Raw genomic sequence first — 15316 nt, forward strand, 5'->3', positions numbered from 1 at the left:
AAACTTCTTTTAGTTTAGTTTCATCGGTCAAAATGCACTACAACTCGTTTATATTCGCAATAACTTACACATTTTATTCCAAATTAGCAGGATAGTCACAATTGCTAAATATTTTAATCAAATATATAAAAAAAGTTCTCAACTTAGTGGTTGAGAACTTTTTTGTTTTTTTGTAAATATGTTTTGTTAGTCTCTTGTTTCACAATGATTTAAAAATCCAAAAAGATTATCTTTTTTAATCAATTCTGGTACTCCTTCTGGAACGTTTTCTTCCCATCCAGGTTCATTGGCACAAATTTGTTTTAAAACTTCTCTTGAGAATATTTTTAGATTTTTTTTGTCATAAGTTTCAATATCAACCACCTTTCCATTGTAAGCAAAGAATTTGTATAACTCTTTCATACGTGGATGAACTTTTAAGTTTTGAGAGTTTATGATTTCTCCATCTTCACCTTCCATTGGATATAAATATACTTTCAAATCTCTGTAGAATAATTTTCCAAATGCTTCCAATATTCCACCACTCAAATGGCGGTAATATTTCTCATCAAAAATATCTACAAGATTGTTAACACCCATAGCTAATCCCATACGAGCTTTTGTAAAACTTGAGAAGTATTCAACAACTTTATAGTATTCTTGGAAATTTGAAATCATTACGGTTTGTCCTAATGAACAAAGTAATTCAGCTCTATCCATAAAGTCACGTTCGTCAATTTCTCCTTCAGATCGTAAGTTAGACAAGGTAATTTCAAATATTACATAAGTATTGTCTTTGTCTACTTTATTTTCTTGTATAAACATCTCGTAAGAACGCTTATACATATTCATATTTACTTTAGTAACAGGTCTAAAACTTCCTCTTAAAGCAAGAATATTCTTTTTGTACAAAACAGCTGCAGGCAAAATATTTTTTCCTTCCGGGTTAAACATTACAGCATCAGTCATTCCGTTTTTAACCAATTGCAAACTCATTAAGCGGTTATCTACATTTTCAAAACGCGGTCCTGAAAAGTTAACAGAATCGATTTCTAATTGGTCTTGGTCTAAATGATCATATAAATAGCGTAATAATTTTTTAGGATCATTATACTTATAAAAAGCACCATAAATTAAATTAACTCCTAGAGCACCAAGCGTTTCTTGTTGTAATCTTGCGTCAGTTTCTTTAAAACGAATGTGTAAAATAATTTCGTTATATTCTTCATTTGGTTCAACTTGGTAATTAATTCCAACCCAACCGTGACCTTTAAATTTTTTAGCAAAATCTATGGTTGCAACTGTATTTGCGTAACTAAAAAATAATTTATTAGGATGCTTATCCCTTTTTAAACGTTGCTCAATAAGTTCGGTTTCATGTTTTAACATTTTGCGCAAACGACTTTCAGTTACATAACGACCATCAATTTCATCACCATAAATGGCATCACTAAAGTCTTTATCATAAGCAGACATTGCTTTTGCAATTGTTCCTGAAGAACCACCAGCTCTAAAAAAATGACGAACAGTTTCTTGTCCAGCACCAATCTCAGCAAAGGTTCCATAAATATTCTCATTCAGATTTATACGCAAAGCCTTATCTTTCAACGAAGGTATTTGCTCAATTTCTTTATCTCCTCTTAATTTAATTTCAGTCACAATTGTTTTTTTATAGCGATTTGTTTTACAAAGGTAATTATTTAATCATTTTTTTTTGATTATTTTTACATAAAAATAACAAATTGAAGGTCTATTTTCTAGGAACAGGTACATCTCAAGGAATTCCAGTAATTGGAAGCAATCATTCTGTATGTTTAAGTACAGATTTAAAGGATAAACGGTTACGTGTGTCGGTTTGGATTCAAGATGAAGGTTTTTCAGTTGTAATTGATTGTGGTCCAGATTTTAGGCAACAAATGTTGACTTCAAAATGTACTCAGCTTGATGCTATTTTGTTTACTCATGAACATGCAGATCATACTTCAGGTTTAGATGATATTCGTCCTTTTTTCTTTCGACAAGGTAATATTCCCATTTTTGCTCATAAAAGAGTTTTACAAAATTTAGAAAAACGATTTGATTATATCTTAATTGATGAAAATAAATATCCAGGAGCTCCTTCCGTTTTAAAAAATGAGGTAAAAATCAATCAAGATTTTAGAATTAAAAAGAAAACTATTATTCCAATAAATGCAATGCATGGAAATTTACAAGTTTTTGGATATAGAATTGATGATTTTGTCTATTTGACTGATGTGAAAACTATTGAAAAATCTGAAATTGAAAAAATAAAAGGTGTCAAAGTTTTAGTAATTAATGCTTTACGCGAAGAAGAGCACAACACACATTTTAGTTTAAAAGAAGCTTTAGATTTTATACATTTGGTCCAACCAAAAAAAGCCTATTTAACACACATTAGTCACTTATTAGGTTTTCATGAGGAAGTACAACAAAAACTTCCAGAAAACGTTTATTTAGCTTACGATAATTTAGAAATTAATTTATAAAAAATTCTAGCCTTATGAAAAATACAATTCTATACTTATTTATATTTTCTTTATTGATTAATATCTTTCAATATGTCAATTCTAATAAGATATTAGATGCCAAAGAAAAACAAATTGTAGATACAAAAAGGCATTTAAAAATATCTAGAGATTCATTGAGATTAATGAGTGAAAATAACTCTTTCGACTTAAAAAATAACGACAATGCTCAAGAATATTTTTACAACAAAGGTATTGATTTCAATAAAGTGATTGAGAAAGTTAATAATGATATTAATGCTTTAAATGCTACTAAAGGAGGAAATCCATTAATTCCTTATGATATGATTGATGGAAAACCATTTTTAGTGAATAGAATTAAAATGGTTAATCATCGTTGGGTAATCGCAGAATATTCAAATGGAAAAATTTGGGGTGAAGTACTGCTAAAATATTTTATAGTAGAAGATAAACCTACTGAATTTGAAACAATTGACACTGTTTTGTTTGAAGCAACTTTATAAAAAAAATTAACGTATTGTTTTTTTTACTAAATTTAGCAATCAATTATTAAATCATGAAAAAGCTTTTGCCATTATTTTTTTTATTTACTTTTTTTACTTCTTGCGATTATGTTTTGAAGAATAAAGAGAATAATGCAATAGTTACAACTGATTCAGTTCCAGAATTGGGAATTCCAATTGAAAAAGATAAAAACGGTTGCGTAAAAGAAGCAGGTTATAAATGGTCAATAATAAAAGATGATTGTATAAGAGTTTCAGATGAAGGTTTTCGTTTAAATCCAATAGATGATTTGTCGAATTTAGAACCTACAAAAAGTGCTTATGTACTTTTAAGTGAAGAAAAACTACAGGCTGAAGTTTTTTTACAAGAAAAGCAAAATTCAATTTTATTATCAAGAAAAACTGAGGATGAAGATTTTATAGAAAAAAACTATAAACTTTCTATAAAATCAGGTTACACTTTTGCCATAAATGATTCTATTTCTTACAAAGCTGCAGAAACAGCCATTAAGGCAGTTGTTGGTTCCGACATTCAAGAAAAATAATTAATTGTTAATTAACCAATCTCTCAAATCATAAAAATTTTGTGGTGAAACTCCGTGTCCAATAGGATATTCATTATAAACTACATCAATGCCTAAATTTTCTAAAACTGGTTTTGTTTTTCGAGCCCAATCAACCGGAATTACTTGATCAACTGTTCCGTGAGAGACAAAGAATTTAACTTTGGTAATATTATTTTTCAAGTAATCTTCAGTAGCGATTTCTGTATTCAAATAACCACTCAATGCTACAACTCGATTAATTTTTTCAGGATAAGATAAAGCCACAGCTGAACTCAAAATGGCTCCTTGACTAAATCCAATTAATGTCACTTTTTCGACATCAATGGCATATTTTGAAACACATTCATCTATAAATTCGACAATCAAATCGCGTGAACTTCTCGCTTGATCTAAATCCGAAAATTTGTTTTCATCTGCATCAAAATTTATGGCATACCATGCATAACTTTCGTACATCATGTCATAAGGTGCACGAGCAGAAATTACATAATATTCATCAGGTAATTCGGTTGCAAAAGAGAATAAATCTTCTTCGTTACTTCCATAACCATGCAATAAAATGATAGCTGGATTTTTATCTAATTTGACTTTTGGTTCTCTAATTAAATGATGTAATGACATAAATTATAGGCTTTTAAAAATGTTTTGGAAAAATTTTCCAACAATTGGGCTTTCTTTTTTTTCTCCGTTCAATGCTCCAATAAAACCATAAATCCAAAGAGCGAACATAAATACCCAAAAAGAAATGCTTATCATCCAACTATCAAAACCTCCAACGATGTATGAAAGCATTAAATACATAAGATTAATTCCTAATGCTTGTCTTATATGATAACTGGCAAATTCAGACCTGTTTTCATTATTCATCAAAATTGAAATTATAGTTCCTATTATGGTTAAATAACTAATGATTGCAATATTTTTTCCTTTGTTGATATCGTCAAAATTTTCCATTATATTTCTAATTTTCCATTATTATAAATTCCATATACTTTTCCTTTTAAATTTTGGCCTAAAAAAGCCGAGTTTTTAGACTTTGAAAGAATATCTTCTTTAGTAAAAGTTGATTTTTCATTTGGATTAAATAAACTTAAACTAGCTTTATTTCCAACTTCAATTTTATTTTTTTCTATTCCAAAAACTGCTTTTCCGTTTGTTAATTTTTCAATAATGACTTCAGTTGAAAGCACATTCTGAAGCATTCCAAAAGCTGTTTCTAAACCAATGGTTCCGTTTTTAGCTAAATCGAATTCCAGTTTTTTATGTTCAATGTCAATTGGATTGTGATCTGAAGTTATCATATCAATAGTTCCATCAGTAATTCCTTTTAATAAAGCTTTTCTGTTAGCTTCCGTTTGCAAAGGTGGTGTTACTTTATATCTTGAATCAAATCCTTCTAGAACTGTTTCATTTAGAGTCAAATGATGCACTGAAACGCTACAAGTTACGTTTAATCCTTTCTTTTTAGCTTCTTTAATCAAAGCTACAGATTTTGCTGTTGAAATAGTTGGAATATGCATTTTTCCACCAGTATATTCTAAAATAGAAAGATTTCGAATCAAATCAATTTCTTCTGCCATAGCTGGAATTCCTTTTAAACCTAATTTGGTACTGACAATTCCTTCATTCACAACACCATTTCCTTTTAAGGTTTTTTCTTGGCAAAAAGAAATCACTAAACCTTCAAAATCTTGCACATATTGAAGAGCAATTTTCTGAATATTGGCTTTGTCCATGGACTTGTTATAATCACCAAAAGCAATTGCTCCAGCATTTTTCATATCAAATAATTCTGCTAAATCATTGCCTTCACTATTTTTTGTTAAAGCTCCAATTGGATGCAAATTTGTGGCAAAACCATTGGCTTTATTTTTCACAAATGAAATTGCCGATTGATTATCCAAAATAGGATAGGAGTTAGGTTGTAAAGCTACATCTGTAAAACCTTTTTTGGCAGCCACTTTTAATCCATTGGCAATAGTTTCTCTGTCTTCGTAACCTGGTTCGCCAAAGCTTACTGATGAATCAAACCAACCTTGTGAAACATGAAGATTATCCAAAGAAATTTCTTCTATTTTTTTGGGGTTTTTAGCAGTTTTGTCAATGGAAGTTATTTTTCCATTTTCAATAGTAATATCCATTTTTTGATTGTGAAATTTACTTTCAGCATCAATGATGGTTGCTTGTTTTAGTATAACATTTTTCATTTGAAAATTGTTTAGTTGTGTTGTTGTTTTAGTTATAATTACTATTTAACGAATTTCTGAATCAGCATTTCACTGACCAAAAACAGTAAGGCTAAAATAATAAACCATTTCCAAAATTCTTTTGAACTTCGTGATGACTCTATTTCATTAAAAACTGTTGAAATATCATTTACTTTAGTAAAATCTTCAAAAGTTGTTTCGTTTTTAGATTCTAAATCACTTTCTGTTCTTGAGTAATTGAAACTTATATTTTTTAAATTATTCTCTTTCTTTTCTATTGCGAAGTTTCCAGAATTTGCTGGTAAATCTCCAAGAGATAATTTGATTTTTGTATTCAAAACTTGTTGCATTGGAATAAAGCTTTCGTCTTCATTTTGAATCGAAATCACTTCGTCTTTACTGGTAATAGCATCAATTAAAACGACTTCATTTTCTCCAATTGTGTGAGATAATTTACCCGAATTTCCTTTGGTTTGAGCCATGTTATAAAAAGTAGGCACAATTAAAGGTGAATTCTGAAAGTTTGAATTTTGCTTATTTATTGGTGCAGAAAACGTATAAATACTTCCAACTTGATTGCTTGTTGATTGCAAGAATGCACTTCCATCTTCAAATTGTAAAATTGGTAATCCTTTCGTGCTTAAGGCAAAACTTTGTTTTACTTCTGGATATTGAAAATTTGTGATTTTCTTCTCAAAAACATTCTGATATAATGGATGTGAAAAACTAATTTTTGTAATTTTTTTGTCTTGATTTTGTAAAGCCGTAAAGCTTGAATTCCCAACTTTATTCGTCAAACTATTTAATTTTTCAACAGAAATTGAAGCTGATGGAATTATAATCACAGTTCCACCTTTAGCATAAAAGTCATTCAAATTTGTAGCTAAAGAACTCGGAATTTCATCTAATTCATTCAAAACGATTGTATGTTGATTTTCTAGTTCACTGTAATTAATTTCTGAAAGTGTATAATTAGTTACATCAAATTCTTCTGAAATATAAATCTTATATAGAAAAGCATTTTTATCAGCTGCTCCAATTGTTGTGACTTTAATTTTCTTTGGTTTTTCAATGCTGAAATAAAACGTATTATCATAATTTAGACCTTTATCTTGAATTTGAGCATAGCCATGAAAATCCTTTTTTGGTAAAGTGAAAATTACACTTTCTTCGTTTTCTTTGAAATTCACAATTGTTTTGGCAACATTTTTTGATCCATTAACAATTGAAAGTGGAATTCCGTTTTCTTGTTCACCAAATGATTTTAAGGTGACTTTTATTTCATAAAACTGATCTAAATTCTGCGAAAGTGTAACGTTTTCAATGCTTACATTGTTTTTGTTTTGAGCAATGGCATCAATGAAATAAAGAGAATTTCCTTCTGAAAGTGATGTTGTTTTCTTTGAAGCTACATTAATTGCATCGGAAATAACCACGTAATCAATAGATGTATTTGGTTTTTTAGCTTGTATTTTTGTAATTAGATTGTCTATTTCAAAAGGTGTTCCACTGTATTTTAGATTCAGTAATTCTTTTTGAATGGATTTGATATCTGTGTCCCAAAAAACATCATTTCTTGTCAATAATGATAAAGTTTTGGTTTCTGGAGTTTCTTCAATTAATTCTTGAACGGCTCTTTTAAGCAATTCACCTTTATTTCCTTTGGCTTGCATGGAAAAAGAATTGTCTAATAAAATAACCAATTCGTTATTCTTTTTATCATCATCTTTTCCTTTAAAGAAAGGTTGAGCAAATGCAAAAATTAAAGCAGCAAGCAATAATAAACGAGTCGCAAGAAGCAACCATTTTTTAATTGTAGAACTTTTTTGGGTTTGAATTTGGAGTTCTTTCAGCAATTTGACATTCGTGAAATACTCTTTTTTAAATCGTCTTAATTGGAATAAGTGAACGATAATTGGAATTACCAATAAAAAAAGAAAGTATAGAATCTCTGGGTGTTTAAATTGCATCAAAAATTTAATTTTTCAAAAGTACTTAATAAAAACTAATATTCAAATTTTAAAAATCCCAAATTCCAAAAGTTAATAATGAAGTTTGGGATTTGGAATTTTCCTTTTTGGAGTTTATTTCTTCTTTCTCTTAGCAGCACGTTTGCGTTCCATATTTCTATTGGTAGAACCTGAAACTTTTTTATAACGTTTTCCTGGTCCACCCAAATTAACTTTTTTGTTTTTGTCACTTTTCTCGTGAAAAGAAGCACCACGTTCAACATCTTCTTTTTTCTTTTTCACTTTCATTTTAACCTTGTCTTTTTCGAATTCTAATTTTCGAACTTCAACAACAACGTTTTCTGGAATGTCAAGGATTTCAATTTCTTGATTCATTAAAGTCTCTACTTCCAAAAGCATTTCTTCTTCTTTTGGAGCAATAAAACTTATCGCAACACCTTCTTTATCAGCACGACCAGTTCGTCCAATTCTGTGGATATAACGTTCTGGTTCATCAGGAAACTGTAGGTTGAATACGTGAGTGATATCTGTAATATCCAAACCACGAGCCATTATATCAGTTGTAATCAAACCACGTAGTTCTCCACTTTGAAAGCTTTCCATCGTATTTAAACGATAATTTTGTGTTTTATTGGAATTAATAACACCAAATTGACCGGTAAAATGTTCTTCTAAAAAGTCATCTACTAATTCAGAAATACGTTTGCTATTGATGAAAATCAAAACTCTTGAAGTAGTTTCATCACTTTCTAAAATATGTTGTAAGATGTTCAATTTCGTTAAAAAATTGGGAACACTATAAATATATTGACTAATTTGTTCCAATGGAGTTCCACTTGGAGCCAAGGAAACTTCTTGTGGAAAATCGAAATATTCTTCTAACAATTCATCGACTTCTTCTGTCATGGTTGCAGAAAATAAGATGTTTTGTTTTTTGGTTCGCATCATTGATAAAATTGCGGTCAATTGTGTTCTGAAACCTAAATTTAAGATTTCATCAAACTCATCAATTACTAATTTTTGAAGCGTATCAAATCGAACCACATTATCTAAAGCCAAATCCATAATTCGACCTGGAGTTGCTACTAAAATGTCTGTTCCTGTGTAAACTGAGGTTTTTTGTGTATTGATATTCACACCACCATAAATACCAAGAGTTCGTATATTCATGTAAGTGGTTAACTTTTCAATTTCTTCCACTACTTGAACTACTAATTCGCGTGTAGGAACCAAAATTACAACTCTTGGAGTGTGTATATCTGCAACGAATTTCCATTGTTTTAGAATTGGTAAAAGGTATGCGAATGTTTTTCCTGTTCCAGTTTGTGCAATTCCCATAACGTCTCTTCCCGAAAGAATAACTTTATAGGCTTTTGCTTGAATTGGAGTAGGAGTCTCAAAACCTAATTCGTCCAAGGCTTTTTGTAGTGATTTTGGTAAATCAAATTCAGAAAAAGAATTCATTGTGCTAATTTTGTGCAAAGTTACAACTTTATTCTTTGTGTATTAAACATAAAAAAACCTTTCGGTTAGGAAAGGTTTTTAGATTTTTAGATTTGGAAATTTTATAATTTCCCCATATTGGAAGCTAACGTTTCAATAAATTTTCCAATAGGTCCTTTGATCATCATGGCCATCATTGGATTAAATTCTCCTTCAAAATGCAATTGAACTTCCGTTTTGTTTGCATCTATTTCGTTTAAGTTTCCCGTTAAGGTAAATGGTAATTTACTTGAAGCAGCTCCTAAAACAATTTTAGAATCTGGAGTAAATTCTTTTTTTACCAATTTAATTTCGGGCATTCCTTTTAAACCAAATTCGAAACAATTTTCATCAATTACTTCAAATTTTGCTATGTTTTCAGGCATTAATTTTTCAAAATTCTTTACATCTGATAATTGTTCAAATAAATATTGTGCCGATTTTTCTATTGTAACTTTTGGACTTTCTAAATTCATATTTAATTCTTTTTTACCATTAAGGTATTAACGATGATTAAGTTTTTTAGCTAATTGCTAACTATTATTGATTCCAAGTAGATGGACTTTTAGACCATTCCACTAAAGATTCCATTTCTTTTTCTGAAACATATTGTTTTTCAATAGCTTTTGCTAAAAGTGTACTGTAATCACTCAAAGTGTAAACATCAATGTTTGATTTTTTGAAGTTGTCTTTAGAAATATCAAAACCATAAGTAAATATAGCAGCCATTCCTTTAACGTTTGCACCTTCATTGCGTAAAGCTTCCACAGCCATTAAGCTACTTCCACCTGTACTAATTAAATCTTCTACAACTACTACGCTTTGTCCTTTTTGTAAAAAACCTTCTACTTGATTTTGTCTTCCATGTTTTTTTGCTTCTGGTCTAACATATACAAAAGGAACTCCCATCACTTCAGCAACAAGTATACCAATTCCAATAGCACCGGTAGCTACACCTGCAATGACATCTGGTTTTCCAAACTTTTCTTCAATTTGTTTCGCAAATTCATCACGAACGTAATTTCTTATAGGAGGAAAAGACAGTACCAATCGGTTGTCACAATAAATTGGAGACTTCCAGCCTGAAGCCCACGTAAAATAATTTTTTGGATTTAATTTAATTGCGTTTATTTGTAAAAGCAATTCGGCTGTTTTTTGCGCTGTGTTGTTATTAAAAATCATATTGCAAATGTATAAAGTTTTTGTGAACGATAAGCCACTTTTTTTAACAAATAAAATAGAAAAAGAAACCGATTTTCAATTATTTCTTTTGGAAAGTATTGATATTAAAAAACTTATCATCAAAATTTTTCAAAATAAAATTCAAAAAGCATTTTTATATCATCCTGATGAATCATTACTTTTGAAGACTTTGAAATCAAAAATTCCTGTAGTAAAAGCTGGTGGTGGATTGGTAAAAAATGCTAAAGGTGAAATTTTATTCATTTTTAGAAATGGAAAATGGGATTTGCCAAAAGGTGGAACTGAAAAAAAAGAAACCATGGAAGAAACAGCCATGCGTGAAGTAGAGGAAGAAACAGGTGTAAATGGTTTGTCAATTGTAAAGAAACTTTGTAAAACTTATCATGTTTTTAAACGAAATGGTCGTTATAAGTTAAAAGTAACTACTTGGTATGAAATGAATTCCACTTTTAACGGAAAAACTGAAGGGCAAGTTGAAGAAGGAATTGAAAAAGTAGAATGGATTAAACCTAAAAAAGTTTCTAAGCTTTTGGAGAACTCTTACGAGAACATCAAATTGCTGTTTGATGAATAAATGAATTATTAATTAAAACTATATATAAAATGAGAAAATCAATTTTAATGTTTGCTTTTGCAATCGCAACGATGACATTCGTATCATGTAAAGGAGAAGCAAACGAAGGAACAGAGACAAACGTTGAAGCTACTGACGAACATGCAGGTCATAATCATGAAGAAGGTGAAATGCATATGGCAAGTTATGTTTGTCCAATGGATTGCGAAAAAGGAAAAACATACGAAGTAGCTGGAAAATGTCCAGTTTGTGAAATGGATTTAGTTGAGAATACTGAAAGCCATGAAGGTCACGATCATGAAGGTCACGAAGGACACAATCATTAACATTCTATAATTTTTACTAATAATTTTGTAACAACATACACCCGTTTTTTATTGAAATTTGTAAAGAATCAAAAAATTAAAAAACTATGGAAATTACAAAAAACGTACAAACATTAGAAGAATTAATATCAATTCTTGATGATGGAAAGGTTGGTTATACAAATGCTGCAGAAAATTGTGAAAATCCGACCTTAAAAACTGAATTTTTGTCAAATGCAAGAGAGAGATCTTTGATGATTGTTCAATTACAAGATGAAATTAACAACTTAGGAAAATCAACAGATGCGACAGATGGTCCATTAGGAGCTATACATAGAGCATGGATTGATTTTAAATCTTTTGTTACTGGTCACGATACAAATGCAATTATTGAAGCATGCGAAACAGGTGAAGAATATGCTATTGAAAAATTTAAAGCAGCTTTGAAAAATGATTTTCTTACACCTTCAACAAGAGCTGTAATTATTTCTCAATTAGCAATGATTGAAAGAGCACTTGTAAAAATTAAGTCTTTTAAGATTATCAATGCTTAATTGATTTTGGCAAAGAAAATGAGAAAAGAGCTTTTATATAAAAAGCTCTTTTTTATTTCACCCTATAAACAGGATACTGCAAATGTGCTTTTTCATAATAAGGCGAATGTTTGTAAATCCAATCTAACTGCCAATCACCGTTTTGAGCGAAGTCTTTATCGTTTTTCTTTTTCGTTTCAAATTCTGCTTTCAAAGTCGGATTTTTATCTAAAATTTCTTTGGCTAAATCTTCAAAAACATAAGCCGAAAAATATTCTTTTTGCTGTAAAATAGGATCAAAATAATTCCAATTGAAATAACTGTCAACAGCTTCAGGTTCTAAAGTTTCCAAAAGATATTTCACTCCTTTTTGTTGGGTTTTGATTAAGAAATCTCCTTTTCTAAAACCAAGTTTTTCTTTACTTGAAGTCACAACTGTATTGTAATGTCCATAATGTCCTTCATACGGATTTTTAGCAGTTTTGTAATCCGCAATTTTATAACTTTCGACTTCAATTACAGTATCGTTTTTAATTTCAGTCATTTCAATTTGGTTGACTTTTAATAACTCTAAAATTGGCCATTGTGATTTTGGAACTATATAATAAGTTGGAATTATAACATTTTTTGTTGCTTTATAATCATTATAAAAAGGTATATTTTTGGTAAAAGGTTTTGCTCTGTCATAAAATAATCTTGGTTTTCCTGAAACATCACTTGGTTTGTAATCTCCTTCATAACCTCGAAAAGCAATAGAAGAGACTTTAGAAGAATCAATTTCCCATTGCAAAGGATAAAGATTTCCGACTTTATAATTTTCTAAATTTTCTGTTTTTAAAGCTTTGATTTTCTTATGATTTTTATCGACATATTTCAAACTTGAAACCATGTATCCATAAGTCACTTTTACACGACTGGCAAAATCTTTTAACATATGTGTTTCAGGCACAGAACCAATCGCATTGAATATAGTAGTGTATCCTGTTGCATATCTTGGTGTATCCATAAATTGTGCAAATCCTTCATCAGGTTTATCACCGTGAATGTTTACATAAGGCACACTTTCAATATCTTTTTTCTTCAAATCTTTTACGATTTCTGGATGCATTTCGGTTTTATAAAACTCACCCAATTTTCCACCCAAACGTTGATGCTGTGTTGCAATACAAGTGAAAGTATATTGATAATCAGCACCATTACTCACATGATTGTCAATGAACATATCTGGATTTACCAAATGAAAAATCTCTTGAAAACTCTTAGAATTTTTAGAATCTGTTTTGATAAAATCTCGGTTCAAATCATAGTTTCTTGCATTTCCTCTAAAACCATATTCCTCTGGACCATTTTGATTGGCTCTCGAATGTGAATTTCGATTCAAACTTCCACCAATATTATAAACTGGAATCGCAACTAAAACCGTATTTTTTGGAATAGAAATCTTTTTAGCAGCCAAATCACGCATCAGCATCATGGTTGCATCAATTCCATCTGGTTCACCTGGATGGATGCCATTGTTGACTAAAATCACCGCTTTGTCTTTGTTGATTTGAATGAAATTAAATTGTTTATCTGGATTAAAAATCACAATATGCAAAGGTTCACCACTATCCGTTTTGCCCATTTCTTTCACCGAAATCGTTTCAAAAGCACTATCTAATTTCTGATAATAAGCAATACATTCTTCATAAGTTGTGGATTGATTGCCATTTCCTTTTTCAAATGGTGTTAAATATTTTTCTTGGGAAAAGGAAATAAATGAGGTTAAAAATAATAGTGTGATAATGTAACGCATAGTCTTAAATTTATTCTTTCAAAAATAGTGATTTTTTTACCACAGATTCGCAGATTTTTAGAAGATGATTTATTTTTTTTCGTCAGTTCGAGTGTTTTTGTGGAATGAAATGTAGCAAAAATGTATCGAGAACTTTTGTTTTGGAAATTGATTTCAGTTCACGACTTCTCGATACAATTTTCAAAATTAAAAACTAGCGTTTTTCATTTTAAAAACCACTCGAAATGACGGAATGTATCATAATTCGTAATTGATAATTCGTAATTCCTAATTCAAACCCTATCTTTGCTCCATGAATACAAATCACCATTCGACTAATTTATTGGTCAATTTAGGAATCGAAAGCCTAAATGAAATGCAAGAAGTAGCACAAACTACTATTCTTAATGACAATAACGTTTTATTACTTTCTCCAACAGGTTCAGGGAAAACCTTGGCTTTTTTGATGCCTATTTTCCAACTTTTGGAAGAGCATATCAATACGGTTCAGTGTTTAATTTTGGTTCCTTCACGTGAATTGGGTTTACAAATTGAGCAAGTTTGGAAGAAAATGGGAACGAATTACAAAGTCAATATTTGTTATGGTGGTCATTCATTGGATACAGAAATTAAGAATTTAAGCAATCCACCAGCCATTTTAATTGGAACTCCTGGAAGAATTAAAGATCATTTGGAACGCAAATCGTTTGAGGTGGAAAACATCACGACTTTGGTTTTAGACGAATTTGATAAGTCGTTGCAACTGGGTTTTCATGAAGAAATGTCTTTTATCATTGGTCGTTTGCCGAAATTGAATAAACGTGTTTTAGTTTCCGCTACAGCTGGCATTGAAATTCCGAAATACACACGAGTTGTAAACCCAACGGTTTTAGACTTTATTGTAGAAGAAGAAGAAAACTCGAATTTAGACATTAAATTGGTCATTTCGAAAGAAAAGGATAAGATAAACACGCTTTTTCAGTTGATTTGTACTTTAAAAGGAGAAAGTGCGATTGTGTTTTGCAACCATCGTGATGCTGTGGAACGTATTAGTGATATGTTGAACGAAAAAGGAATTTACGCTACGTTTTATCATGGAGGAATGGATCAAGATGAACGAGAACGTGCTTTGATTCAGTTCAGAAATGGAAGTATGAGTTATTTGATTACGACAGATTTGGCTGCTCGTGGTTTGGATATTCCAGAAATGAAGCATGTGATTCATTATCATTTGCCTTTAAAGGAAGATGAATTTACACACCGAAATGGTCGTACAGCTCGTATGCAAGCTTCTGGAACAGCTTATGCTTTGATTCACGAAAGTGAGAAAAAGTTAGATTATTTCGATTATAGTTTAGAAAAAAAAGTGGTTACTGAAACAACAAGATTGCCAAGACCACCGCAATTTCAGACGATTTATATCAGTGGTGGAAAGAAAAACAAGTTGAATAAATTTGACATTGTAGGCTTCTTTTCGCAAAAAGGGAAATTAGAAAAAGGGGATTTGGGTTTAATTGAAGTGAAAGATTTTATTTCGTTTGCTGCTGTGAAATATGGAAAAGTGAATGAATTTTTGAAAAACATTCGCGATGAGAAGATGAAAGGGAAGAAATATAAGATTGAAGTTGCGAGAAAGGTTGTTAAGAAAGAAGAGGAATAAATTTTGTTTCAATTTGTTTCAGGTTGTTTTAATAGTTTCAAGTTGTTTGTTTA

Annotated in this window: 16 protein-coding genes; 7 read left to right on the top strand and 9 right to left on the bottom strand. The window is 30.3% G+C overall.

Annotated elements, in window-relative coordinates:
* Window positions 1-186 precede the first annotated feature (186 nt).
* Window positions 187-1641: a TonB-dependent receptor gene (locus tag AABJ49_RS00295; protein WP_338375672.1), complete on the bottom strand. Its 1455-nt coding sequence runs from the start codon at window positions 1639-1641 to the stop codon at window positions 187-189.
* A gap of 80 nt (window positions 1642-1721) precedes the next feature.
* On the opposite strand from AABJ49_RS00295, the gene AABJ49_RS00300 reads away from it, so the two are divergent.
* From AABJ49_RS00300 to AABJ49_RS00310, 3 genes are read left to right on the top strand one after another with little or no spacing between them, the layout of a single operon-like run.
* Entirely contained in the window at window positions 1722-2486 is a 765-nt protein-coding gene (locus AABJ49_RS00300; RefSeq protein WP_338374984.1) for an MBL fold metallo-hydrolase, read from the top strand.
* A 14-nt stretch (window positions 2487-2500) separates the two neighbouring features.
* Window positions 2501-2989 carry a hydrolase gene (locus AABJ49_RS00305; RefSeq protein WP_338374986.1) on the top strand — a complete coding sequence of 163 codons (489 nt, stop codon included), beginning with the start codon at window positions 2501-2503 and terminating at the stop codon, window positions 2987-2989.
* Between the two features lie 53 nt (window positions 2990-3042).
* Window positions 3043-3534, top strand: a complete 492-nt coding sequence (locus AABJ49_RS00310) for a hypothetical protein (RefSeq protein ID WP_338374989.1) — start codon at window positions 3043-3045, stop codon at window positions 3532-3534.
* Here the strand turns inward: AABJ49_RS00310 and AABJ49_RS00315 are convergent, their stop codons facing one another.
* The 7 genes from AABJ49_RS00315 to pyrE form a co-directional block, all read right to left on the bottom strand.
* Window positions 3535-4176 (bottom strand): alpha/beta fold hydrolase, encoded by a 642-nt coding sequence (locus AABJ49_RS00315; protein ID WP_338374992.1) that lies wholly within the window; start codon window positions 4174-4176, stop codon window positions 3535-3537.
* Between the two features lie 3 nt (window positions 4177-4179).
* The gene (locus tag AABJ49_RS00320; protein ID WP_338374994.1) at window positions 4180-4509 is read right to left on the bottom strand and encodes a hypothetical protein; all 330 of its coding nucleotides are present in this window, start codon (window positions 4507-4509) and stop codon (window positions 4180-4182) included.
* Entirely contained in the window at window positions 4509-5762 is a 1254-nt protein-coding gene (locus AABJ49_RS00325; protein ID WP_338374996.1) for a dihydroorotase, read from the bottom strand. Before AABJ49_RS00325 ends, AABJ49_RS00320 begins: the two co-directional genes overlap by 1 nt.
* 41 nt (window positions 5763-5803) lie before the next feature.
* Window positions 5804-7732: a BatA and WFA domain-containing protein gene (locus tag AABJ49_RS00330; RefSeq protein WP_338374999.1), complete on the bottom strand. Its 1929-nt coding sequence runs from the start codon at window positions 7730-7732 to the stop codon at window positions 5804-5806.
* A 114-nt stretch (window positions 7733-7846) separates the two neighbouring features.
* Entirely contained in the window at window positions 7847-9196 is a 1350-nt protein-coding gene (locus tag AABJ49_RS00335; protein ID WP_338375001.1) for a DEAD/DEAH box helicase, read from the bottom strand.
* 101 nt (window positions 9197-9297) lie between these two features.
* Window positions 9298-9690 (bottom strand): SRPBCC family protein, encoded by a 393-nt coding sequence (locus AABJ49_RS00340; protein WP_338375003.1) that lies wholly within the window; start codon window positions 9688-9690, stop codon window positions 9298-9300.
* Between the two features lie 64 nt (window positions 9691-9754).
* Window positions 9755-10396 (bottom strand): orotate phosphoribosyltransferase, encoded by a 642-nt coding sequence (gene pyrE, locus AABJ49_RS00345; RefSeq protein WP_338375006.1) that lies wholly within the window; start codon window positions 10394-10396, stop codon window positions 9755-9757.
* A 7-nt stretch (window positions 10397-10403) separates the two neighbouring features.
* On the opposite strand from pyrE, the gene AABJ49_RS00350 reads away from it, so the two are divergent.
* From AABJ49_RS00350 to AABJ49_RS00360, 3 genes are all read left to right on the top strand, one after another.
* A complete protein-coding gene (locus AABJ49_RS00350; RefSeq protein WP_338375008.1) occupies window positions 10404-10991 on the top strand; it encodes an NUDIX domain-containing protein in 588 nt (195 codons plus the stop codon).
* Between the two features lie 29 nt (window positions 10992-11020).
* Window positions 11021-11317, top strand: a complete 297-nt coding sequence (locus tag AABJ49_RS00355) for a heavy metal-binding domain-containing protein (protein ID WP_338375011.1) — start codon at window positions 11021-11023, stop codon at window positions 11315-11317.
* An 86-nt stretch (window positions 11318-11403) separates the two neighbouring features.
* On the top strand, window positions 11404-11850 hold the full coding sequence (locus AABJ49_RS00360) for a PA2169 family four-helix-bundle protein (RefSeq protein ID WP_338375012.1): 447 nt from the start codon (window positions 11404-11406) through the stop codon (window positions 11848-11850).
* A gap of 52 nt (window positions 11851-11902) precedes the next feature.
* Here AABJ49_RS00360 and AABJ49_RS00365 read toward each other — a convergent pair whose 3' ends face one another.
* Window positions 11903-13624, bottom strand: coding sequence for a M14 family zinc carboxypeptidase (locus tag AABJ49_RS00365; RefSeq protein ID WP_338375013.1), 1722 nt, complete (start codon window positions 13622-13624; stop codon window positions 11903-11905).
* A 292-nt stretch (window positions 13625-13916) separates the two neighbouring features.
* Between AABJ49_RS00365 and AABJ49_RS00370 the strand changes: the two genes are divergently transcribed.
* Window positions 13917-15263: a DEAD/DEAH box helicase gene (locus tag AABJ49_RS00370; RefSeq protein ID WP_338375014.1), complete on the top strand. Its 1347-nt coding sequence runs from the start codon at window positions 13917-13919 to the stop codon at window positions 15261-15263.
* Window positions 15264-15316 lie beyond the last annotated feature (53 nt).

Source organism: uncultured Flavobacterium sp., assembly GCF_963922255.1.
Taxonomy (GTDB): Bacteria; Bacteroidota; Bacteroidia; order Flavobacteriales; family Flavobacteriaceae; genus Flavobacterium.